Raw genomic sequence first — 21,608 nt, 5'->3', positions numbered from 1 at the left:
GCGCACGAATAACCCCTCGGTTCCGCCTCTGATATCCGGGGTTAAGCTTGCTATCCCCGGCCTCGGCGCTGGAACAGCTGGCCCGCCAGGCGCGCGACCTGGCCATCGAGCTCCAGCTCCAGCAGCGCCGCGCTCAGCTCGGCTGCCGGCCAGCCGCAGCGGGCCATCAGCGCGTCCAGACTGACCGGGTCGAAGCCCATTGTGTCCAGCAGGGACTGCTGCTGGTGCGGCGTCTCGGCCTCATCCTCGAGGGGCGCGGCGGCCGGCACGCCCAGCGGCGGCAGTTCCTCCAGCACGTCCTCGGCCGACTCGACCAGCTTGGCGCCCTGGCGGATCAGCGCATGGCAGCCGCGCGCCTGGGGCGAATGGATGGAGCCGGGGATGGCGAAGACCTCGCGCCCGGCCTCCACCGCCAGCCGCGCCGTGATCAGCGAGCCCGACTGCACGGCCGCCTCGACGACCAGGCAGCCCAGGCTCAGGCCGGCAATGATGCGGTTGCGGCGCGGGAAGTTGGCCGGCAGGACCGGCGTGCCCAGCGAGTATTCGCTGACGATGAGGCCGCCGGCGGCCAGGATGCGGCCGGCCAGCCCGGCATTGCGCGGCGGGTAGACCTGGTCCAGCCCGGTGCCGACGACGGCGATGGTGGCGCCGCCGGCGTCCAGGGCGCCCTCGTGCGCGGCGGCGTCCACGCCCAGGGCCAGGCCCGAGACGATGGCATAGCCGTTCTGCGCCAGCGCGCGCGCAAAGGCGCGGGCGTTGTCGCCACCCTGGGCCGTCGGGTTGCGGCTGCCGACCACGGCGATGGACGGCGCCGCCAGCAGCTCATGCCGGCCCTGCAGCCACAGCAGCAGCGGTGGATCGGCGGTCGCGAGCAGGCGTGGCGGGTAGTCGGCGTCGCCGAGCGCGAGCAGCCGGTGCCCGGGTTCGGCCAGCCAGGCCTGGGCCTGCTCCAGCAAGCCGGGCAGATGCTCGGGCGGCTTGCCCAGGGCCTCGCGCTGGCGCGGCGGCAGGGCCTGGTCCAGCGCGGCGGCAGGCAGCTCGAAGACGGCCTCGGGGCTGCCCGCCATCGCGAGCAGGCGCCGGGCCGCGGCGGGGCCCAGGCTCTCGGTCAGCCTCAGCCAGGCGGCCAGTTCGGCCGGCGCAAGCATCAGGGCTGGGTGAAGCGGTCGCCGGACCTGACCGGCTCCTTCACGGAGATGATCAGCGCATAGGACACGCGCTGGTAGACCTCGAAGACGAACAGCACGCCGTGGCGCTCGTCGGGCAGCCGGATCGACACGGACCGGTCGCCGGTGGCGTCGACGGCGGCATCGCCGCCGCGCCACAGCGCGAACACATGGCCGCGCTCGACGCCGTCGGCCGCGCCGCGGTTCAGCGCGACGATCTGGTTCTGGCCGGCGTTCAAAGCCTCGCCGTAGATGGACACGATCTGGCCGGCCAGCGGCTTGTCGGGCGCATGCGGCACATAGCGCTCCAGCGTGCGCTGCGGCGCGGGTGCAAGCCGGTCGCCGATGCCGACCTCCTGCTTGACCCGCTTGATCTTCATCGTCGCCGGCACGATCTCGGTCTTGCCGTCGGCGTTGGTGCGGTCCTCGCCGGCGCGGATCAGGTCGGCCGTGCCGACGTAGGGCGCCTCGTAGCCGAGAATCTCCTTCGTGGCCGGATCGCGCAGCGCGCGCGCGGTGCGGAAGACACGGAAGTCGGTCGCGCCGCCGAAGTCGCCGCGGGCATAGGCCAGGTCGCCCTGGCCGAGCACGACATGGCCCTCCTGAGCGGCGACGATGCGCGGGGCGGTGGCCAGCACGTCGGTGTCGAAGACGGCGGTGTCGGACAGGAAGGGTTGGATCAGGTTCAGCGGGATGTTGGGGATGGGACTGGAGTCCAGCGCCGAGACGCGCATCTTCGGGCCGAGCTTGACCGTGTCGCCCGCCGCGTCGCCGCCGACGCGCTGGCCGAACTGCAGGCGGGCGCGGCCGTCCGTCTTCACGAGCAGCAACACCTGGCCAGGGTAGATCAGGTGGGGGTTGCGGATCTGCTCGCGGTTCATGCCCCACAGCTCGGGCCAGCGCCAGGGGCTCTTCAGGAAGAGCTTGGAGATGTCCCAAAGCGTGTCGCCGGACACCACGACATGCTGGTCGGGCGCGTCGGGTGCCAGCTCGGACAGCGGCACGCCGGCGCTGGCGACCTGGTCGGCCACGCGGCGCTGCTCGGGTGTGATGGGGAGCTTGCTGGCTTGGGCCCACGCCGAGCTTGTCGCGAGGGTCAGGCAGGCCACAAGGACTGAAATGTGGGCGGGGCGGGCAGAGGGCATCAGGCGCGGTCTCCGAAGGGGTTGCCGGATCGGCGAAAATCCGGGTGATTCTGCCCGCATTCAACCCGGGCGGCCCGCGCTTGCGAGTGCTTACAAAGCGCCGGCCGTGGCCGCCGGCCCACACCTCATGGCCCAACTGCACATCCTCCGCTACCCCGATCCGCGCCTGCACACCGTCGCCAAGCCCGTCGCGGCCGTGGACGAGCGCATCCGCAAGCTCGTCGACGACATGCTGGAAACCATGTATGCCGCCGACGGCGTGGGCCTGGCCGCCACGCAGGTCGACGTGCACGAGCGCGTCCTCGTCATCGACACCTCGCAGGACCGCGACACGCCGCGCGTGCTGATCAACCCCGAGCTGGTCAAGACCAGCGAGCGCATGGTCGAGGGCGAGGAGGGCTGCCTGTCGGTGCCGCAGATCTACGACAAGGTGCCGCGCCATGCCGAGGTCACCGTGCGCGCGACCAACCGCGACGGCGAGGTCTACGAGTTCGATGCCGACGGGCTGCTCGCCGTCTGCGTGCAGCACGAGATGGACCACCTGATGGGCAAGGTCTTCGTCGAATACCTCAGCCCGCTCAAGCGCGACCGCATCAAGACCAAGATGGTCAAGAAGACGCGCGAGGAGGAGGCCGAGGCCAAGAAGCGCGACCACCGCTTCTGACGCGGGCGTATCGATGAGAGTCGTCTTCGCCGGCACCCCCGAGTTCGCCGCCGTCGCGCTGGACGCGCTGCTGCACGCCGGCTTCGCTGTGCCCCTGGTGCTGACCCAGCCCGACCGCCCGGCCGGCCGCGGCCTGAAGCTGCAGGCCTCGGCCGTGAAGCAGCGCGCCGTGGCGGCGGGCATCCCGGTCGCCCAGCCCCAGAGCCTGAAGCTGGATGGCCGATACGCCGCCGACGCGGCCGCGGCGCGCGAGGCCCTGCTGGCCGCCGACGCCGACGTGATGGTGGTCGCAGCCTACGGGCTGATCCTGCCGCAGTGGGTGCTGGACCTGCCCCGCCTTGGCTGCCTGAACATCCACGCGTCGCTGCTGCCGCGCTGGCGCGGCGCGGCCCCCATCCACCGCGCCATCGAGGCCGGCGACACCGAGTCCGGCATCACCATCATGCAGATGGACGCCGGCCTGGACACGGGCGCGATGTGCGTCGTCGAGCGCGAGCGCATCCGCCCCGACGACACGACGGCGATGCTGCACGACCGCCTGGCCGCGCTCGGCGGCCGCCTCGTCGTCGAGGCGCTGGAGATGGCGGCCTGCGGCGGTCTGTCGCAGACGCCCCAGCCGGCCGAGGGCGTCAGCTATGCGCACAAGATCGAGAAGGCCGAGAGCAGCATCGACTGGCGCCAGCCCGCCGCCGAGATCGAGCGCCGCCTGCGCGCCTTCGACCCCTTCCCGGGCGGCGTCGCGACGCTGGCCGGCGAGGCCGTCAAGCTGTGGCGTGCCGAGGTCGTCGAAGGCCGGGGCGAGCCGGGCGAGGTCATCGCCCCAGGTCCGGTCGTGGCCTGCGGCGAGGGCGCGCTGCGCCTGACCGAACTGCAGCGCGCCGGCGGCAAGCGCGGGCCTGCCGCGGCCTTCCTGCAGGCCCGGCCCATCGCCGTGGGCGAGCGCTTCGACGCTTGAAGCGCGGCCGCATGGCACCATCTGCTGCGTCATCCATCGACCCGGGAGTGCGCTGAGATGTTCAACCTCGTGAAGACCGCCGTGCTGATGGCCGCCATCACGGCGCTGTTCATGGTCATCGGCTCCTACATCGGCGGCCAGACCGGCATGCTGGTCGCGCTGCTGGTGGCCGTCGGCATGAACTTCTTCAGCTACTGGTTCTCGGCCGACATGGTGCTGCGCATGTACAACGCGCAGCAGGTCGACGAGAGCAGCGCGCCGCAGTTCTACCGGCTGGTGCAGGAGCTGGCGCAGCGCGCCGGCCTGCCAGCCCCAAAGGTCTACCTGATCGACGAGGACGCGCCCAATGCCTTCGCCACCGGCCGCGACCCCGAGCATGCGGCCGTCGCCGCGACGACCGGCATCCTGCGCCTGCTGTCCGAGCGCGAGCTGCGCGGCGTGATGGGGCACGAGCTGGCCCATGTGGCCCACCGCGACATCCTGATCAGCACCGTCAGCGCGACGATGGCCGGCGCGATCTCGATGCTGGCCAATTTCGCCGCCTTCTTCGGCGGCCGCGACGAGAACGGCCGCCCGACCAACCCCATCGCCGGCCTCGCCATCGCGCTGCTCGCGCCGCTGGCGGCCAGCCTGATCCAGATGGCCATCAGCCGTGCGCGCGAGTTCGAGGCCGACCGTGGCGGCGCCGAGATCTCCGGCGATCCGGCCGCGCTGGCCTCGGCGCTGGACAAGATCCACCGCGTCGCCCAGGGCATCCCGCTTAGCGCCGCCGAGGCCCACCCCGAGACGGCGCAGATGATGATCATGAACCCGCTGTCCGGTGGCGGCATTGCCGGCCTGTTCGCCACCCACCCGCCCACCGAGGAGCGCATCCAGCGCCTGATGGCGATGGCGCAGGGCCGGCGCTGATTCAAGTTGCGCCGCCAACGGCCGATAGCCTCGGAGATGAAGCGCCTTCTTCTCGCCCTGCCCCTGCTCGCGGCCCTGAGTGCCTGCGAGCAGCTCGGCATCGACGACCCCGCCAAGGTGGCCGCCGCCAAGGAGGCCGACGGCAAGGCCATCGGCAGTGCCTGCCGGCACGCGATGCGCGCCATCGAGGACTGCTACACCCTGAACCCCAAGGCCCAGAGGGCCGCCGTCTACGCCGGCTGGCTCGAGATGGACGCCTATATGCGCGACAACAAGCTCGAGGGCATCACGCCCGTCGTGCCGCGCCCGGGGGCTGTCAAGGCCAAGGTCGACGAGGAGGAGGTCGCGCCCAAGCCTGCGGAGAAGGCGTCCGAGAAGCCCGCCGAAAAGGCGGCGGACAAGACCGCGGACAAGACCAAGAGCCATTGATTCGGCGCCGGTCCGGGCGCCCGGATCGCATTTCGCGCCCTCGATCCTGCGCATCGTCGCACCGCACGCGGCCGGCGCCCCGCGGCTCGGCAACATGCAGTCCATCAACCCTCAGATGGAGCCTGCCATGAACACCACCCGCCGCCTCTTCACCGTCGCCACCCTTGCCGCCGCGCTGGCCGCCACGACGGCCGCCCAGGCCTGGGGCTGGGGCAGCGGCGAGCGCATCACCGGCAACGGCGACATCGCCACCGAGGCCCGCGAGCCCGGCAGCTTCGACGCCGTGGCTCTGGCCGGCGGCTTCCACGTCGTCATCCGTCAGGGGCAGGCCACCAAGGTCGAGGTCAAGGCCGACCGCAACCTGCTGCCCTACATCGAGACCCGCGTCGTCGAAGGCGGCAAGGGCCGCACGCTGGAGATCGCGCCGAAGAAGGGCGTCAACCTGTCCACGTCCAACTACCCCAGCCTGGTCATCGAGATGCCCGCGCTGCGCGCCGTCGCCGTGGCCGGCTCGGGCAGCGTCAAGGTCGAGGCCATGAAGACGGGCGGCGTCGACGCGGCCATCGCCGGCTCCGGCGACATCCATTTCGCCGGCCTGGATGCCGAGCGCCTGGGCATGAAGGTCAGCGGCAGCGGCGACATCGTCGCGGCCGGCCGCGCCGGCAGCGCCAGCGTCTCCATCGCCGGCAGCGGCGACGTGAAGGCCGCCGAACTGGCCGCCGAAGAGGTCAAGGTCAGCATCGCCGGCAGCGGCGACGCCCAGGTCCAGGCGACGAAGAGGCTCAATGTGACCATCGCCGGCTCGGGCGACGTGAAGTACGTCGGGTCGCCGGAGATCAGCTCCTCCATCGCCGGCAGCGGCAAAGTCCGCCGCCTCGGCCAGTGATTGCCGAGCCGCCGACAATGGCGGCATGAGTTTTTCCTCCAGGCTGCGCGCGCTCGCGGCCGACCCCGATTTCCGAGCCGGCGCGCGCGACATGGCCTCGCCCTCCCTGGGCCTGGCCGCCTGGGGCCTGGTGACCGGCGTGACCATGGTCAAGAGCGGGCTCAGCTTGGCCGCGGCCTTCGCCATGTCGCTGCTGGTGTTCGCGGGCAGCGCCCAACTGACGGCGCTGCCGCTGATCGCCTCCGGCGCGCCATTGTGGGTGCTGCTGGCGACGGCCTTCTGCGTGAACCTGCGTTTCGTCATCTTCAGCGCGCAGTGGCGCAACTACTTCGGCCATCTGCCGCGCGCGCGCCGGTTGCTGAACGGCTATTTCGCGGCCGATCTGAACTTCGTCTACTTCGTGAAGCGCTATCCCGACCCGCAGCCGGCGCCGGGCCAGCAGCGCTATTTCTGGGGCGGCGCGGCCGTGAACTGGCCGACCTGGCAGCTCTGCTCCTTCGCCGGCATCCTGCTGGCCGACCGCATCCCGGCGCACTGGGGCATAGGCTTCGCCGGCGTGCTGGCCCTGCTGGGCCTGTCCTACTCGCTGCTGGCCGAGAGGATGCTGTGGTGGGTGGCCGTCACGGCCGGCGCGGTGTCGATCGCGACCTATTCGCTGCCGCTCAAGCTCAACATCCTGTGCGCCATCGTCGCGGCGGGCGCCGTGGGCTGGTGGCTGGACGCGCGCAGGGGCAAGGCATGAGCGAGCCGATGACCTGGATCGCGCTGTTTGGCCTGGCCGGCATCACCGTGCTGACGCGCGGCTTCTTCATGATCGGCGACCAGCCCCTGCCCATCCCGGACTGGCTGCGCGAACTGCTCAAGGTCGCGCCGCTGGCGGCCCTTGTCGCCGTCGTCGCGCCCGAGGTCTTCATGACCCAGGGCCATGTCATCACGACCTGGCAGGACGCGCGTTGGCCCGCCGCGCTGGCGGCGACGGCCTACTACTTCTGGCGCCACGGCATCCTCGGCACCATCCTGGTCGGCATGGCCGTCATGCTGTCGCTCAGGCTCGGACTCGGCTGGTAACCGGGCGTGGCGCGCGGCGCGCGAGAATCGCGGCAGTTTTCTCAACTGCACCGCCCGACCATGAACGTCATCCGCTTCTCCGACCTGATCGCTGCCGGCAAGGTGGCCGGCCAGCGCGTCTTCATCCGCGCCGACCTCAACGTGCCGCAGGACGACAACGGCAAGATCACCGAGGACACCCGCATCCGCGCTTCCCTGCCCGCCATCAAGATGGCGCTCGACGCCGGCGCCGCCGTCATGGTCACCTCCCACCTGGGCCGTCCGACCGAGGGTGAGTTCAAGCCCGAGGATTCGCTGGCCCCGGTCGCCGAGCGCATGGCCGAGCTGCTGGGCCGCCCGGTGCCGCTGCAGCGCGACTGGGTCGACGCCGTCTCCGTGGCACCCGGCCAGCTGGTGCTGCTGGAGAACTGCCGCGTCAACAAGGGCGAGAAGAAGTGCAGCGAGGAGCTGTCCAGGAAGCTCGCATCGCTGTGCGACATCTTCGTGCACGACGCCTTCGGCACCGCCCACCGCGCCGAGGCCACGACCTATGGCATCGCCAAGTACGCCAAGATCGCCTGCGCCGGCCCGCTGCTGGCGGCCGAGATCGACGCCATCACCAAGGCCCTGGCCAACCCACACCGCCCGCTGGTGGCCATCGTCGCCGGCTCCAAGGTCTCGACCAAGCTGACCATCCTGCAAAGCCTGGCCAGCAAGGTCGACGGCCTCATCGTCGGGGGCGGCATCGCCAACACCTTCATGCTGGCCTCGGGCCTGAAGATCGGCAAGTCGCTGGCCGAGCCCGATCTCGTCGACCAGGCCAAGGCCGTCATCGAGGCGATGAAGGCGCGCGGCGCCGAAGTGCCCATCCCCGAGGACGTCGTCACCGCCAAGACCTTCGCGGCTGGTGCGACCGCCTCGGTGAAGGCGGCCGCCGACGTGGAAGACGACGACCTCATCCTCGACATCGGTCCCAAGACCGCCGCCAGGCTGGCCGAGAAGCTGCGCGCTGCGGGCACCATCGTCTGGAACGGCCCGGTCGGCGTGTTCGAGTTCCCGGCCTTCGCGCATGGCACCGAGGCCATTGCACGCGCCATCGCCGAGAGCGTGGCCTTCAGCATCGCCGGTGGCGGCGACACGCTGGCGGCCATCGCCAAGTACGGCATCGAGAAGGACGTCGGCTACATCTCCACTGGCGGCGGCGCCTTCCTGGAGGTGCTGGAAGGCAAGACCCTGCCGGCCTTCGAGATCCTCAGCAAGCGCGCCGCGGGCTGATCGCCGGCCGCCGGCGCGCCGCGCTGGCCTTGTGGCGGCCGGGGCCGCCACAATCGCGGCATGGTTCTGCGCTGGCTGCTCGCCCTGCTCGTCGTCGCGACGCTGCTGGGCCTTTTCGCCAACGCGCGCTGGATGACGCGCCGGCTGGCGCTGGACGGGCGCGGTCCGGGCCAGGGCCTGCAGCTCATCGATGACCGTGGCAGCGGCGGTGCCAGCCGGGCCGAGCTGGTCGAAGGCGCCGCGGGCGGGCCGATCGCGATGCGCTGCGAAATCCGCCGCGGCTTCGAGTGGCCCTTCTGCGAGCTGCAGATCGAGATGCTGGGCCATGACCTGAACCTCGGCGCCTTCAGCCACATCCGGCTGTGGCTGCATGCCGAGGGCCCCACGCTCGACGGTGGCCCGGCCCAGGTGCGCGTCTTCCTGCGCAACTTCGACCCGGCCTATTCGGCCAAGGGCGGCGCCATCGACCTCAAGCCTCACGAGGTCGTGCTGGCGCCCGGGGCGCAGCCGGTGCCCGTGGAGCTGCGGCTGTCGCAGTTCATGGTCAGCTCCTGGTGGGCGCAGAGCCACCCGCTGCCGGTGCCGCTGATGGGGCCGCAGCTGGACCGCGTGCGCGTGTTCAGCCTCAGCACCGGCGGCCAGGTGGCGCCGGGCCTGCACCTGATCCGGCTGGAGCGGGCCGAGCTCGTCGGCAACTGGGTGGCGCCCGAGACCTTCCGCCTCGGCCTCGTCGGGCTGTGGATGTTCAGCCTGCTGGCCTATCTGGCCTGGGAGGCCTGGGCCATGCGTGGCCGGCTGCGGCACTCGATGCGGCGCTCGCGCATGCTGGAGCAGATGGCGCTGCGCGACCCGCTGACCCGCATCGCCAACCGCGACGGCCTGAACCGCGCGCTGGACCTGCTGATGCAGGTGCAGGGCGACATGGCCTTCCCGCTGTCCGTCGTCTTCGTCGATGCCGACCACTTCAAGCGCATCAACGACGAGCATGGCCACGAGGTGGGCGACCAGGTGCTGACCCTGCTGGCCCAGACCCTGCGCGCCAACCTGCCGCGCGACGACCTGCTGGCGCGCTGGGGCGGCGAGGAGTTCGTCATCGTCATGCCGCAGACACCGGTCGAGGAGGCCGTGGCGGTGGCCGAGCGGCTGCGGCAGGTGCTCGCGCGCACCGAGTGGCCGGCCGGCCTGAAGGTGTCGGCGAGCTGGGGCGTGGCCCAGGCTTCGGCGCTGGGCGAGCTTGACCGTGCATTGCACGAAGCCGACCAGGCCATGTATCGCGCCAAGCAGGGGGGGCGCGACCGCGTGATATCGGCTTAGGCATAGATCGCCAGCAAACCTGCATCGGCCGCGGGCTGAAACCCGGCGTAACCTCATGGGTTCCCCTCTGGAGACCCGCTGCCATGGAAAAGAACAACACTCCCCTGTCGCCTGCCGAAACCGCGTTGCGCGACGCCGCCCGCGACTACCACCGCAGCCCGACGCGCGGCAAGATTTCGATCACGCCGACCAAGGCGCTCTCCAACCAGCGCGACCTGTCCCTGGCCTACTCGCCCGGCGTGGCCTACCCCTGCCTCGACATCGAGCGCGACCCGTCGCTCGCGGCCGACTTCACGTCGCGCGGCAACCTCGTCGGCGTCATCACCAACGGCACGGCCGTGCTGGGCCTGGGCGACATCGGCCCGCTGGCAGCCAAGCCGGTCATGGAGGGCAAGGGCTGCCTGTTCAAGAAGTTCGCCGGCATCGACGTCTTCGACATCGAGCTGGCCGAGCGCGACCCGGACAAGCTCATCGCCATCATCGCGGCCATGGAGCCGACGCTGGGCGGCATCAACCTCGAGGACATCAAGGCGCCCGAGTGCTTCTACATCGAGCGCGAACTGTCCAAGCGCATGAACATCCCCGTCTTCCACGACGACCAGCACGGCACGGCCATCATCTCGTCGGCTGCGCTGCTGAACGGCCTGGAGCTGGTGGGCAAGGACATCGCGAAGGTCAAGGTCGCCGTGTCGGGCGCGGGCGCCGCGGCCATCGCCTGCCTGGACGTGATGGTGTGCCTGGGCGTGCGTCGCGAGAACGTCTTCGTCTGCGACTCGCGCGGCCTCATCCAGAGCGAGCGCGAGGATGCCAAGGCCGGCAAGCTGGACGAGTCCAAGCAGCGCTACTGCCAGGTCACGGCCGCACGCACGCTGGCCGACGTCGTCGACGGCGCCGATGTCTTCCTCGGCTGCTCGGCCGCCGGGGTGCTCTCCGCCGACATGGTCAAGACCATGGCCGACAAGCCCATCATCCTGGCCCTGGCCAACCCCGAGCCGGAGATCCGCCCCGAGCTGGCCAAGGCCGTGCGCCCGGACTGCATCGTTGCCACGGGCCGCTCGGACTACCCCAACCAGGTCAACAACGTCCTGTGCTTCCCCTACATCTTCCGCGGCGCGCTGGACTGTGGCGCGACCAAGATCACCGCGGGCATGAAGCTGGCCTGCGTGCGCGAGATCGCCGCGCTTGCCAAGGCCGAGACGAGTGACGAGGTGGCGGCGGCCTATGCCGGCCAGGAGCTGGCCTTCGGCCCCGACTACCTGATCCCCAAGCCCTTCGACGCACGCCTGATCCTGCGCATCGCGCCCGCCGTCGCCAAGGCCGCGGCCGTGGACGGCGTGGCCGTGCGGCCCATCGCCGATCTCGAGGCCTATCGCCAGTCGCTGGAGCGCTTCGTCTACCAGACCGGCATGTTCATGCGCCCGGTGTTCACGGCGGCCAGGGCCGAGTGCGCCCGCGTCATCTACGCCGAGGGCGAGGACGAGCGCGTGCTGCGCGCCGTGCAGGTGGCGCTGGACGAGGGCCTGTGCAAGCCCACGCTGATCGGCCGCCCGGCCGTGCTGCAGGCGCGCATCCAGCGCGCCGGCCTGCGCTTGAGGCTCGGCGAGGACGTGGTCGTCATCGACCCCGAGGACGACCCGCGCTTCCGCCAGTACTGGGAGGCCTACCACGCGCGCATGAAGCGCAACGGCGTGACGCCGGAGATGGCCAAGTCGGCCGTGCGCCGCTCCAACACGGCCATCGGCGCGCTGGCCATCGAGCTGGGCGACGCGGACGCGATGATCTGCGGCCTGGTCGGCCGCTTCGACCGCCACCTGGAGCAGGTGCGCGACCTCGTCGGCCTGCACGAGGGCGCGCGCCAGTTCGCCGCGATGAACGCGCTGATGCTGGACAAGATGACGCTGTTCCTCACCGACACCTTCGTCAACGACGACCCGAGCGCCGAGGACCTGGCCGACATCGCGGCGATGGCCGCCGAGGAGGTGCGCCGCTTCGGCCTGCCGCCCAAGCTGGCCTTCGTCAGCCACTCCATGTTCGGCTCCAGCACGCGGCCGTCGGCGCTGAAGATGCGCCGCGCGCACGAGCTGTTCGCGCAGGCCCACCCCGAGGTCGAGTCCGATGGCGAGATGCATGGCGACGCGGCCCTGTCCGAGAGCGTGCGCCACGCCTTCCTGCCCGACAGCAGGCTCACGGGCGCGGCCAACTTGCTCGTGCTGCCGACGCTGGACGCCGCCAACATCCTGTTCAATGTGCTGAAGATCAGCTCCGGCCAGGGCGTGACGGTGGGCCCCATCCTGCTCGGCGCGGCCAGGCCCGTGCACATCCTGACGCCGTCGGCGACGGTACGCCGCATCGTCAACATGACGGCGCTGGCGGTGGCCGACGTGCGCGAGGCGCGGCTCGCCGGCGTAACCGGCGTCTAACCGGCGCGGGTTCAGACCTGTCGCCGCAGGCGTGGCGCCCCCGCCGGGCCTGCGCAGCGGGGCGGGTGGGGCTTGAAACGTCGCGAAACTTCGGCGGGGCCTGGCGGACCATAATTCCGCGCCCCTCAAAGACATTCGAGACAGCCATGACCCGCGCCACCAAGATCGTCGCCACCCTCGGCCCCGCCTCCAACACGCCGGAGGTGCTGGAGCAGATGATCCGCGCCGGCGTCGACGTCGTGCGGCTGAACTTCTCCCACGGCAAGGCCCAGGACCACATCGACCGCGCGACCATGGTCCGCGCCGTGGCCGAGAAGGTCGGCAAGTCCGTGGCCATCATGGCCGACCTGCAGGGGCCCAAGATCCGCGTCGGCAAGTTCGAGAACGGCAAGATCGAGCTCGTGCCCGGCACGCCCTTCATCCTCGACGCCGACCGCACCGAGCTCGGCAACCAGGACATCGTCGGCCTCGACTACAAGGAGCTGCCGCGCGATGTGAAGCCCGGCGACACGCTGCTGCTCAACGACGGCCTGCTGGTGCTGACCGTCGAGGCCGTGCGTGGGCCCCAGGTGCACACCGTCGTCAAGCTCGGCGGCGAGCTGTCCAACAACAAGGGCATCAACAAGCAGGGCGGCGGCCTGACCGCGCCGGCCCTGACCGGCAAGGACATGGAGGACATCAAGACCGCGATGTCCTTCCAGTGCGAATACCTGGCCGTGAGCTTCCCGAAGAACGCGACCGACATGGAGATGGCGCGCCAGCTGGCCAACGTGGCCGGCGAACCCTATCGCCACAAGCCGGCCATGATCGCCAAGATCGAGCGCTACGAGGCCATCCCCCATCTGGAAGCCATCCTGAAGGCCAGCGACGGCATCATGGTGGCGCGCGGCGACCTCGCCGTGGAGGTCGGCAACGCGGCCGTGCCGGCGCTGCAGAAGCGCATGATCAAGATGGCCCGCGAGCTGGACAAGGTCGCCATCACGGCCACGCAGATGATGGAGTCCATGATCGTGAACCCGGTGCCCACGCGCGCCGAGGTCAGCGACGTGGCCAACGCGGTGCTGGACGGCACCGACGCCGTGATGCTGTCCGCCGAGACGGCCGCCGGCAAGTTCCCCATCGAGACCGTCGAGCAGATGGCCGCCATCGCGCTGGAGGCCGAGCGCGCCGAGTTCGTCAGCCTCGACACCGATTTCGCCGGCCGCCAGTTCGGCCGCATCGACCAGTCGATCGCGATGGGCGCGCTGTTCACGGCCTACCACCTCGGCTGCAAGGCCATCCTGGCGCTGACCGAGTCCGGCTCGACGGCGCTGTGGATGAGCCGCCACCGCATCCAGGTGCCCATCTACGCGCTGACGACCCAGCCCATCAGCCAGCGCAAGATGGCGCTCTACCGCAATGTGCGCCCGCTGCTGATGCCCAAGTACGACGACCGCGACGTGGCCCTGGCCGCGGCCGAGAAGATCCTCGTCGAGCGCGGCGTGCTGATGCCGGGCGACACCTATGCCATCACCTGCGGCGAACCCATGGGCTATCCCGGCGGCACCAACATGCTGAAGGTCTGCCGGGTGGCCTGACCCACCCCCTACCGGGCTTTGCCGTGCCAAGGCCAGAGGCCTTGGCCTTCGGCAGGCACAAAGAGTCCTCAGGACCCTTTGTGTCCGGCCTCAGTCCCCTCAAGGGGGCACTGCCAGCGGCCCGGCAAAGCCGGTTCCGCGGCAGTCGCTGGAGGAAGCGCCTGCCGCAAGCGGCTAGGCGCATCGACAATGCGGAAATGAATACCGAACCCCGCCCTGCCCGCGCCAGCCTCGACGTGGTGCTGCCCGCCTACAACGAGGCGGCCTCGCTGCCGCAGCTGCTGCCCATGCTCGCCCAGATGCTGGAGCCGCTGTCGGCGCGCTGGCGCCTCATCATCGTGGACGACGGCAGCGCCGACGCGACGCCTGCCGTCGTGCAGCAGGCCATCACCGCGGGCGTGCCCATCCGCTATCTGCGCCTGTCGCGCAACTTCGGCAAGGAGGCCGCGCTGACCGCGGGCCTGGCCGTTGCCGATGCCGATCGCGTGCTGCTGATGGATGCCGACGGCCAGCATGCGCCCGAGCTGATCGCACAGATGGACGCGGCCTGGCAGCGCGGCGCCGACACGGTCTGCGCGGTGCGCGCCAGCCGCGACGAGGAAGGCGCGCTCAAGCGCCTCGGCACCAGCCTGTTCTACCGCATCGTCAACGCGTCCTCGCAGCTGCAGATCCCGCCCGACGCGGGCGACTTCCGGCTGCTGGACCGGCGCGTCGTCGCGGCCCTGAACGCGCTGCCCGAGCGCAACCGCTTCATGAAGGGCCTGTACGCCTGGGTGGGTTTCCGCACCGAATTCCTGCCCTACACGCCGCGGGCCCGCACCGCCGGCAGCAGCAGCTTCTCGATGCGCCGCCTGATCCGCCTGGCGCTGACCGGCGTCACCGCCTTCAGCAACCTGCCGCTGCGCATCTGGAGCGGCCTGGGCGCGCTGGTGGCCCTGTGCGGCCTGGGCTATGGCGCCTGGATCGTTGTCGAGCACCTGATCTTCGGCGACCAGATCCCCGGCTGGGCGACGATGGTCGTCGGGCTGATGTTCTTCGGCGGCATCCAGATGCTGTCCATCGGCATCATCGGCGAGTACGTCGGCCGCATCTTCGACGAGGTCAAGCAGCGGCCCGTCTACGTCGTCGCCCACGACACCGGCGAGCCGCGGTGAAGCGGCTGGCCGTCTGCGCCGACGACTACGGCCTCGGCCCGGCCGTCGACCGCGGCATCCTCGCGCTGGTCGGGCAGGGCCGCATCACGGCGCTGAGCGCCCTGGTCACGGCGCTGCGCTGGGCCCAGGCCGGGCCGGCGCTGCGCGAGGTCGGCGCCGACATCACCGGCCTGCACTTCAACCTGACCGAGGGTGAGCCGCTCAGCGCCGAGCTGCGCCGCCACTGGCCGCGCTTCCCCTCCCTCGGCGCCGTCATCGCCCAGGCCTTCCTCGGCCGGCTGCCGGGCGCGCTGGCCGGCGAGTTCGAGGCCCAGCTGCAGCGCTTCATCGACGTCACGGGGCGCGCGCCGGCCTTCATCGACGGCCGCCAGCATGTGCATGCGCTGCCGGGTGTGCGCCCCTTCGTGCTGGAGGCGGCAGCCCGGCTGGGCGTGCCGTTGCGCAACACCGGCCGGCTGCCGGGCCCGGGCTTCGCGTTCAAGCGCCGTGTCATCGAAGCCTGCGGCGGCCGAGCGCTGGTCGCCGAGATGCGCGCCCGCGGCCTGCGCGCCGCGCCGGCCCTGGTGGGCGTCTATGGCTTCGACCCGCAGGCCGACTATCGCGCGCTGATGCGTGGCTGGCTGGGCAGCGCGCCCGATGGCGCCCTGCTGTTCTGCCACCCGGCGCAGGGCGGGCCCGATGCCGGCGACGCGATAGGCGCGGCGCGGGTCAGGGAGATGGCCTATCTGGCCAGCGAGGCCTTTGCGGCGGACCTGGCCGAGTTCGGCGTCACCCTCAGCGGTGTCTGAAAGTCCAGGCCCGGTTTGCGGCGAAGCTGATCAGCATGACGATGACGGTCGCCGCCGCCTGGGCCAGCAGATAGTGCAGGCCGGCGCGCACGCCGAGCTCGACCAGCAGCATGCCCAACAGCGCGCCCGCGCCGGCGGTGGCGTGGAAGCGGCACCAGGCCGGCCACCAGGGGCCGCGATGGTCGAAGGTGTAGCGCCGGTTGGCCCAGAAGGCGATCTGGGCGCCGAGCAGCGCGCCGGCACCCGAGCCCAGCCAGGCCGGCCAGTGCCAGGCCTCGACCACCAGCACCAGCAGCGCGTAATGCGCCGCCGTGGCGCCGACGCCGACGCTGGCGTAGCGCGCCAGCCGCTTCATGGGCAGGTGGCGGGCGGCAGCTCGAACAGCGTGGCGCGGCGACCGGTGAACACGGGCCGCGCGTCGGGCAGGGCGTCGGTCGGTGCGGCGACGAGCCAGATGCGGCCCGGCCGGCAGCGCTCGCGGGCCAGGCGGGCCGGCGTCCACAGCACCTGATCGCCACGCACGGGGTCGAAGCGGGCCGCGTCCAGCAGCTCCTGCCGCCAGCTGTCGCCGCCCCGGGTGCGCAGCGCGTCCCAGTCGTCCAGCACGGCGGGCGGTGCATCTAGGCGGGCCTGGAAGCGCAGGTCGAAGAAGGAGCCGCCGGTCAGCAGCACGCGGTCGCCGGGCGCCAGGCGCTCGCGCAGTGCGGCGCCGATGTCGCTGTGGTCGGGCCTGCCCCAGTACACGACGGCCGGCACCGTGAGCACGCAGATCAGCGCGCCGACGATCCAGGCCGCTCGCGCGCCGCGCCGCTCGCGCCAGGCCTCGAACAGCAGCAGCGCCAGCGGCAGCAGCGCCGGCAGCACATAGCCGACCAGCTTGGAGCGCGGCATCGAGAAGAAGGCCAGGATGACGATGACCCACCAGAGATCGAAGCCCATGCGGCGCAGCGCACCGGGCAGCCGCAGGCTCAGCGGCAGCGTGCCCAGCGGCAGCACGGCGAGGAAGAACCACCAGGGCTGGGCATTGTTGAAGCGCGCCTGGGTGTAACGGGCGAAATGCTGCTCGATGATGAAGTAGTCGAAGAAGCCGGGGAAGCGCTGCTGCATGACCAGCATCCAGGGCAGCGCGATGGCCGCGAAGACGGCGAGCGCCAGTGGGTGCAGCGCGAAGCGCAGGTCGGCCCAGCGCCGGTTCAGCAGCAGCCAGGGGAGCACGATGAGGCCGGGCAGCACGACGCCGATCAGGCCCTTGGACAGCAGGGCCAGCGCCATCGCGGCCCAGGCCGTGCACAGCCAGGCGAGGCTGCGCTGCCCGGGCGCCAGCGCGCGCCGCGCCGCGACGACGGCCAGCGAGATCCAGCCGGCCACCAGCATGTCGTGGTTGGCGTACTGGCCGCCGAGGTAGAACAGCGGCAGCACGGCCAGCAGGGCCAGGGCCTGCCGGGCGCCGTCGCGGCCATAGCGCGTGCCGGCCTCGATCCACAGCGCCAGGCCCATCACCCAGGCGCCCAGCAGCGGCGCCACGCGCAGCGCCAGCGCCGTCGGGCCGAGCAGGCTCAGGGCCGCCATGTCGATCCAGTACATCAGCGGCGGCTTGTGGAAATAGGGCAGGCCTAAGAGGGTGGGCGTCAGCCCGTCGCCGCTGCGCAGCATCTCGTAGGCCACGCCGCCGTAGCGGCCCTCGTCGGGCAGGGCGACGGGGCGCCAGCCGGCCACGGCGACGAGCCACAGCGCGAGCAGGGCGAGCGGCCACCAGGGCGGCAGACGGCGGGTGAAGTCGGCAATTGAACGCATTGCGGCGGCCTGGTGAAAAGGGGGTGACGGCAGGTGCCGCTGGCGGGTGCGGGGCTGGGCCGGCTGCGTGGGTGTCCGGCGTGTCCCCGGCCTGGCCTCGCGGCCCGGCGCTGTCTGCGCGGATTATGGCGTGGGCCTGGATGAAGCCGGGGCCGGCCGGCTCACCGCGTGACGATGTCGCGGTGGTGGAAGGCGAGCCGCGCGAGCAGCCGGTTCTGCGTCGCGAAGGGCAGGCCGGCGGCATCCATCGCCTGCTGCAGGTCCTCGACCAGTGCGTCGAAATCGCCCTTGGTGATGCCCAGGCCGGCGTGGGCGTTGTGCATGCTGACGCCGTCGTAGTCGCAGGGGCCGCCGGCGCTCACGCAGAAGTAGTCGGCCAGCGCGCCCTTCAGATAGGCGGCGTTGATGCCGTCGAAGAAATGCGCGATGCGCGCGTCCTTCAGCATGCGGTCGTAGAAGTCGTCGGTGAAGCGCCGGATGGCCTCCTGGCCGCCGAGCTCGCGGTAGAGCGCATCGTCGCGGGCGCGGATCACGGTCGGCCCGCCCTGGCCGGGCGCCGACTGGGCCCGGGCCGGCACCGGGAGGCCCAAGGCCAGCGCGAGGGCGATGGAGAGCACCGGACAGGGCTTCATTGCGGGCGGCTCCAGCAAAGGCGAGCCGGCAGTCTAGGGCCCGCCGGTGAGCAATCCGGCGCGCAATCCGTGGCGGCGGGTGCGCGCTGGTTGCGCTGGCCGGCGCAACCAGCGGCATCATCGCCAGCCATGGACACGAGACCTTGGTGGGCCCTGCTCGCATCGGTGGTCGCCGGCTTCTGCGCCGCCGCGTCGGCCAAGCCCCTCGTCATGCTCGAGGACACCGGGGCGTTGATGCCCCATGCGCGCATCGAGAACGGCCGTGTCGTCGAGGGCGTCCGTGCCGACCTGGGCGCGGCGCTGGCTCGCCGGCTGGGCCGCGACCTGCAGTTGCGCACCATGTCGCGCAAGCGCATGGCCCAGGCCCTGGCGCGCGGCGAGGCCGACATGGTCTGCGGCTATCAGCGCGACTGGCTGCCCGGGCCCTTCGGCTGGAGTCATGCCTTCATCCCCGACGAGTCCCTGCTCGTGACCTCGGCCAGCGCGCCCGCGCCGCGCGGCCTGGCCGATCTGGCCGGCCAGCCGGTGGGCACGGTGCTGGGCCATGTCTACCCGGAGATGGATGAGGTGCTGCATGGTGGCTTCGTGCGCGACGACGCGCCCAACGCCGTCACCAACCTGCACAAGCTCCAGGCCGGCCGCGTGCAGCATGCGCTGATCGGCCGGCGCATGCTGGAGTACCAGCAGCGCATCGGGCATTTCCGCCTCGTGCTGCATCCGCCCGTGGTCGTGTCCAGGGTGCTGGCCCAGTGCGCGCTCGGGCCCGCCAGCCCGGTCGGCCTGCCGGCGCTGAACAGCGCGATCGACGGCCTGGTGGCCGAGGGCGAGCTGACCCGCATCCTCGCCAGATACCGTTAGGGCTGCGCTGCCTCGGGCCTCAGCCTTCGGCGATGCGCCTGGCCAGATGCGCCAGCGCCTCCTCCACCTGGTCGACCAGCACCAGGCACAGGTCGCCCGGCTGCAGGCGCGCGAGCGCCCGGTCGATGGCGATGAACTCGCCGACGATCTCCTCGATGTGCCGAGTGCGCGAGGCGCCCTGCAGGCCCTGGCGCAGCAGCGCGACGACCTCGCCGGCCGCGCGGCCGCGCTGGCAGGCGTCTTCGTAGAGGATGACCTCGTCGAAGGCGGCGCCGAGGATCTCGGTCTGCACGCGGATGTCCTCGTCGCGGCGGTCGCCCGCGCCACTGATGACGACGCTGCGCTTGTTGGCCGGCAGCGCGGCCACCGCGCCCACCAGGGCCTTCATCGCATCGCCGTTATGCCCGTAGTCGGCAATGACGGTGGCGCCCTTGTAGTCCATCACGTTGAAGCGGCCCGGCGCGTTGTCGGCGTCGTTGGCGAAGCTGCCCACGCCGCGGCGGATGGTGTCCCAGTCCAGGCCCACGCCCCAGGCGGCGGCCACGGCGGCCATCGCGTTCTCGACCTGGAAGCCGATCAGGCCGCCGCGCGTCAGCGGGATGTCGCGCAGCGGGATGCTCTCGCGCCAGACGCCTTGGGCCGCGACGAGCTGGTCGCCGTCCACATAGACGCAGCGCTTGCCCTGGGCGCGGTGCGTGGCCATCAGCGGGTGGTGGCGGTCAGCCGCGAAATAGATGGCCTGGCCGGGGCAGACGGCGGCCATCTGCGCGGTCAGCGGGTCGGTCGCGTTCAGCACCGCATAGCCGTTGGGCGCCACGTTCTGCACGATGACGCGCTTGACCAGCACCAGGTCTTCCGCGGTGTGCAGGAAGTTCATGCCCAGATGGTCGCCCGCGCCGACGTTGGTGACGACGGCGACCTGGCAGCGGTCGAAGCCCAGGCCCTCGCGCAGGATGCCGCCGCGGGCGGTCTCCAGCACGGCGGCTTCCACGTCCGGGTGCATCAGCACATTGCGGGCGCTCTTGGGGCCGGAGCAGTCGCCGCTGTCGATCTGGCGGCCGTCCACATAGACGCCGTCGGTGTTGGTCATGCCGACCTTCAGGCCGCAGCTGGCGAACAGATGGGCGATCAGGCGCGTGACCGTGGTCTTGCCGTTGGTGCCGGTGACGGCGACGACCGGGATGCGGCCATCCTCCGCCGCGCTGCCGGACTTCTGCGTGCTGCCGAACAGATGGCCGACGATGGCCTCGCCGACGTTGCGGCCCTTGCCGAAGCTGGGGCTCAGGTGCATGCGCAGGCCCGGCGCGGCATTGACCTCGACGATGCCGCCGTTGATCTCCTCCAGCGGGCGCAGCACGCTCTCGGCCACCACGTCCACGCCGCAGACATGCAGGCCCACGACCTGGGCCGCCGCGATGGCGCGGGCGGCCACCTCGGGGTGCACGTCGTCGGTCACGTCGGTGGCCGTGCCGCCGGTGGACAGGTTGGCGTTGTTGCGCAGGATGACGCGCTGGCCCTTCTCGGGCACGGATTCGGGGCTGAGGCCCTGCTGCGTGAGCCGCGCGACGGCGATGTCGTCGAAGCGGATCTTGGTGAGGGATGTCGCATGGCCGTCGCCGCGGCGCGGGTCGGCGTTGACCTTGTCGACCAGCTGCTTGACCGTGTGCACGCCATCGCCGATGACATGGGGCGGGTCGCGGCGCGCGGCGGCGATGAGCTTGTCGCCGATGACGAGCAGCCGGTAGTCCGAGCCCGGCAGGAACTTCTCGACCATCACGGGGCCGATCTCGTCGGCGGCCTTGTAGGCGATCTCGAAGTGCTCGCGCGTGACCACGTTGACCGTCACGCCCTTGCCCTGGTTGCCGTCCTGGGGCTTCACGACGACGGGCAGGCCGATCTCCTCGGCGACGGCCCAGCCGTCGTCGGGCGAATCGACCGGCCGGCCGGTGGGCACCGGCACGCCGGCGGCCTGCAGCAGGCGCTTGCAGAGATCCTTGTCCTGGGCGATGGATTCGCTGACGGCGCTGGTCGCGTCCACCTCGGCGGCCCAGATGCGGCGCTGCTTGGCGCCCCAGCCGAACTGCACCAGGCTGCCCTGGGTCAGGCGGCGGTAGGGAATGCCGCGGGCGATGGCCGCGTTGACGATGGAGCCGGTGGAGGGGCCGAGGCGGATGTCCTCGTCGAGCTCACGCAGCTGGGCGATGACGGCATCGTCGTCGAACTCGCCGCCGGTGAGGGCGGCCTGCACGAGCTTCAGGGCCTGCTCGAAGGCCATGCGGCCGACGTCTTCCTCGCTGTACTCGATGACGAGCTGGTAGGTGCCGGCCTCGGGCGTGATGTGGGTCTGGCTGAAGGTGACCGGGCAGCCGGCCTGGGCCTGCAGGGCCAGCGTGGCCTGCTCCAGCACCTGGGCCAGCGAGGCGTCGGCACGCAGCTCGCCGATGGTGGGGAAGAGCTGGCGCAGGCGGGCCTCGAAGCCGGGCAGGCGTTCGAGAGAGCGTTCGGCGTCGGTGCAATGCACGACGGCCTCGATGGCCGTGTGGCGGCTCCACATGTTCGGGCCGCGCAGCGCGCGGGTACGGGAAACGTCCATGT

General features: G+C 71.3%; 20 protein-coding genes. 14 read left to right on the top strand and 6 right to left on the bottom strand.

What is annotated here, in order from left to right:
* Positions 1-50 precede the first annotated feature (50 nt).
* Both dprA and EV671_RS12585 read right to left on the bottom strand, forming a co-directional pair.
* On the bottom strand, positions 51-1,148 hold the full coding sequence (dprA, locus tag EV671_RS12590) for a DNA-processing protein DprA (protein WP_132571750.1): 1,098 nt from the start codon (positions 1,146-1,148) through the stop codon (positions 51-53).
* Complete coding sequence (locus EV671_RS12585) at positions 1,148-2,311, bottom strand: LysM peptidoglycan-binding domain-containing protein (RefSeq protein ID WP_132571749.1); 1,164 nt, start codon at positions 2,309-2,311, stop codon at positions 1,148-1,150. Before EV671_RS12585 ends, dprA begins: the two co-directional genes overlap by 1 nt.
* 127 nt (positions 2,312-2,438) lie before the next feature.
* On the opposite strand from EV671_RS12585, the gene def reads away from it, so the two are divergent.
* From def to EV671_RS12520, 13 genes are all read left to right on the top strand, one after another.
* Positions 2,439-2,975 carry a peptide deformylase gene (def, locus tag EV671_RS12580; protein ID WP_132571748.1) on the top strand — a complete coding sequence of 179 codons (537 nt, stop codon included), beginning with the start codon at positions 2,439-2,441 and terminating at the stop codon, positions 2,973-2,975.
* Positions 2,976-2,988: 13 nt separating this feature from the next.
* Positions 2,989-3,930: a methionyl-tRNA formyltransferase gene (fmt, locus tag EV671_RS12575; RefSeq protein ID WP_132571747.1), complete on the top strand. Its 942-nt coding sequence runs from the start codon at positions 2,989-2,991 to the stop codon at positions 3,928-3,930.
* 57 nt (positions 3,931-3,987) lie between these two features.
* Positions 3,988-4,839 carry a zinc metalloprotease HtpX gene (gene htpX, locus EV671_RS12570; protein ID WP_132571746.1) on the top strand — a complete coding sequence of 284 codons (852 nt, stop codon included), beginning with the start codon at positions 3,988-3,990 and terminating at the stop codon, positions 4,837-4,839.
* Positions 4,840-4,875: 36 nt separating this feature from the next.
* Positions 4,876-5,268 carry a hypothetical protein gene (locus EV671_RS12565; protein WP_132571745.1) on the top strand — a complete coding sequence of 131 codons (393 nt, stop codon included), beginning with the start codon at positions 4,876-4,878 and terminating at the stop codon, positions 5,266-5,268.
* A gap of 127 nt (positions 5,269-5,395) precedes the next feature.
* On the top strand, positions 5,396-6,154 hold the full coding sequence (locus EV671_RS12560) for a head GIN domain-containing protein (RefSeq protein ID WP_165917547.1): 759 nt from the start codon (positions 5,396-5,398) through the stop codon (positions 6,152-6,154).
* Positions 6,155-6,179: 25 nt separating this feature from the next.
* Positions 6,180-6,896: an AzlC family ABC transporter permease gene (locus EV671_RS12555; protein ID WP_132571743.1), complete on the top strand. Its 717-nt coding sequence runs from the start codon at positions 6,180-6,182 to the stop codon at positions 6,894-6,896.
* Positions 6,893-7,222 (top strand): AzlD domain-containing protein, encoded by a 330-nt coding sequence (locus EV671_RS12550; protein ID WP_132571742.1) that lies wholly within the window; start codon positions 6,893-6,895, stop codon positions 7,220-7,222. The genes EV671_RS12555 and EV671_RS12550 overlap by 4 nt, the downstream gene beginning before the upstream one ends.
* Positions 7,223-7,282: 60 nt before the next feature.
* Positions 7,283-8,476 carry a phosphoglycerate kinase gene (locus EV671_RS12545; RefSeq protein ID WP_132571741.1) on the top strand — a complete coding sequence of 398 codons (1,194 nt, stop codon included), beginning with the start codon at positions 7,283-7,285 and terminating at the stop codon, positions 8,474-8,476.
* A gap of 60 nt (positions 8,477-8,536) precedes the next feature.
* The gene (locus EV671_RS12540; RefSeq protein ID WP_132571740.1) at positions 8,537-9,790 is read left to right on the top strand and encodes a GGDEF domain-containing protein; all 1,254 of its coding nucleotides are present in this window, start codon (positions 8,537-8,539) and stop codon (positions 9,788-9,790) included.
* A gap of 83 nt (positions 9,791-9,873) precedes the next feature.
* Complete coding sequence (locus EV671_RS12535) at positions 9,874-12,210, top strand: NADP-dependent malic enzyme (protein WP_132571739.1); 2,337 nt, start codon at positions 9,874-9,876, stop codon at positions 12,208-12,210.
* 146 nt (positions 12,211-12,356) lie between these two features.
* Positions 12,357-13,787 (top strand): pyruvate kinase, encoded by a 1,431-nt coding sequence (gene pyk, locus EV671_RS12530; RefSeq protein WP_132571738.1) that lies wholly within the window; start codon positions 12,357-12,359, stop codon positions 13,785-13,787.
* A 197-nt stretch (positions 13,788-13,984) separates the two neighbouring features.
* Complete coding sequence (locus tag EV671_RS12525) at positions 13,985-14,941, top strand: glycosyltransferase family 2 protein (RefSeq protein ID WP_132571737.1); 957 nt, start codon at positions 13,985-13,987, stop codon at positions 14,939-14,941.
* Positions 14,938-15,729, top strand: coding sequence for a ChbG/HpnK family deacetylase (locus EV671_RS12520; protein WP_132571735.1), 792 nt, complete (start codon positions 14,938-14,940; stop codon positions 15,727-15,729). The genes EV671_RS12525 and EV671_RS12520 overlap by 4 nt, the downstream gene beginning before the upstream one ends.
* On the opposite strand, the gene EV671_RS12515 is transcribed toward EV671_RS12520, so the two are convergent.
* The 3 genes from EV671_RS12515 to EV671_RS12505 all read right to left on the bottom strand — a co-directional run bounded on the left by EV671_RS12515 (position 15,716) and on the right by EV671_RS12505 (position 18,155).
* Positions 15,716-16,084, bottom strand: a complete 369-nt coding sequence (locus EV671_RS12515; RefSeq protein ID WP_132571733.1) for a GtrA family protein — start codon at positions 16,082-16,084, stop codon at positions 15,716-15,718. The genes EV671_RS12520 and EV671_RS12515 overlap by 14 nt on opposite strands.
* Positions 16,081-17,523 (bottom strand): glycosyltransferase family 39 protein, encoded by a 1,443-nt coding sequence (locus EV671_RS12510; RefSeq protein ID WP_132571731.1) that lies wholly within the window; start codon positions 17,521-17,523, stop codon positions 16,081-16,083. Before EV671_RS12510 ends, EV671_RS12515 begins: the two co-directional genes overlap by 4 nt.
* A 161-nt stretch (positions 17,524-17,684) precedes the next feature.
* Complete coding sequence (locus tag EV671_RS12505) at positions 17,685-18,155, bottom strand: group I truncated hemoglobin (RefSeq protein ID WP_132571729.1); 471 nt, start codon at positions 18,153-18,155, stop codon at positions 17,685-17,687.
* Between the two features lie 129 nt (positions 18,156-18,284).
* Between EV671_RS12505 and EV671_RS12500 the strand changes: the two genes are divergently transcribed.
* A complete protein-coding gene (locus tag EV671_RS12500) occupies positions 18,285-19,013 on the top strand; it encodes a substrate-binding periplasmic protein (protein ID WP_132571727.1) in 729 nt (242 codons plus the stop codon).
* A gap of 19 nt (positions 19,014-19,032) precedes the next feature.
* On the opposite strand, the gene cphA is transcribed toward EV671_RS12500, so the two are convergent.
* Entirely contained in the window at positions 19,033-21,606 is a 2,574-nt protein-coding gene (cphA, locus tag EV671_RS12495; protein ID WP_132571725.1) for a cyanophycin synthetase, read from the bottom strand.
* Positions 21,607-21,608 lie beyond the last annotated feature (2 nt).

Origin of the sequence: Roseateles saccharophilus, from assembly GCF_004342485.1 — a bacterium.
Taxonomy (GTDB): domain Bacteria; phylum Pseudomonadota; class Gammaproteobacteria; order Burkholderiales; family Burkholderiaceae_C; genus Pelomonas; species Pelomonas saccharophila.
This window is presented reverse-complemented; position numbering and strand designations above follow the sequence as displayed.

Bases quoted from the DNA above. Each gene is read 5' to 3' on its own strand.
- EV671_RS12565 (WP_132571745.1), top strand. From the start codon at position 4,876: ATGAAGCGCCTTCTTCTCGCCCTGCCCCTGCTCGCGGCCCTGAGTGCC.
- EV671_RS12555 (WP_132571743.1), top strand. From the start codon at position 6,180: ATGAGTTTTTCCTCCAGGCTGCGCGCGCTCGCGGCCGACCCCGATTTC.
- EV671_RS12535 (WP_132571739.1), top strand. From the start codon at position 9,874: ATGGAAAAGAACAACACTCCCCTGTCGCCTGCCGAAACCGCGTTGCGC.
- dprA (WP_132571750.1), bottom strand. From the start codon at position 1,148: ATGCTTGCGCCGGCCGAACTGGCCGCCTGGCTGAGGCTGACCGAGAGC.
- EV671_RS12500 (WP_132571727.1), top strand. From the start codon at position 18,285: ATGGACACGAGACCTTGGTGGGCCCTGCTCGCATCGGTGGTCGCCGGC.
- EV671_RS12545 (WP_132571741.1), top strand. From the start codon at position 7,283: ATGAACGTCATCCGCTTCTCCGACCTGATCGCTGCCGGCAAGGTGGCC.
- EV671_RS12550 (WP_132571742.1), top strand. From the start codon at position 6,893: ATGAGCGAGCCGATGACCTGGATCGCGCTGTTTGGCCTGGCCGGCATC.
- def (WP_132571748.1), top strand. From the start codon at position 2,439: ATGGCCCAACTGCACATCCTCCGCTACCCCGATCCGCGCCTGCACACC.
- cphA (WP_132571725.1), bottom strand. From the start codon at position 21,606: ATGGACGTTTCCCGTACCCGCGCGCTGCGCGGCCCGAACATGTGGAGC.
- htpX (WP_132571746.1), top strand. From the start codon at position 3,988: ATGTTCAACCTCGTGAAGACCGCCGTGCTGATGGCCGCCATCACGGCG.
- EV671_RS12515 (WP_132571733.1), bottom strand. From the start codon at position 16,084: ATGAAGCGGCTGGCGCGCTACGCCAGCGTCGGCGTCGGCGCCACGGCG.
- EV671_RS12585 (WP_132571749.1), bottom strand. From the start codon at position 2,311: ATGCCCTCTGCCCGCCCCGCCCACATTTCAGTCCTTGTGGCCTGCCTG.
- EV671_RS12560 (WP_165917547.1), top strand. From the start codon at position 5,396: ATGAACACCACCCGCCGCCTCTTCACCGTCGCCACCCTTGCCGCCGCG.
- EV671_RS12505 (WP_132571729.1), bottom strand. From the start codon at position 18,155: ATGAAGCCCTGTCCGGTGCTCTCCATCGCCCTCGCGCTGGCCTTGGGC.
- EV671_RS12510 (WP_132571731.1), bottom strand. From the start codon at position 17,523: ATGCGTTCAATTGCCGACTTCACCCGCCGTCTGCCGCCCTGGTGGCCG.
- pyk (WP_132571738.1), top strand. From the start codon at position 12,357: ATGACCCGCGCCACCAAGATCGTCGCCACCCTCGGCCCCGCCTCCAAC.
- EV671_RS12525 (WP_132571737.1), top strand. From the start codon at position 13,985: ATGAATACCGAACCCCGCCCTGCCCGCGCCAGCCTCGACGTGGTGCTG.
- EV671_RS12540 (WP_132571740.1), top strand. From the start codon at position 8,537: ATGGTTCTGCGCTGGCTGCTCGCCCTGCTCGTCGTCGCGACGCTGCTG.
- fmt (WP_132571747.1), top strand. From the start codon at position 2,989: ATGAGAGTCGTCTTCGCCGGCACCCCCGAGTTCGCCGCCGTCGCGCTG.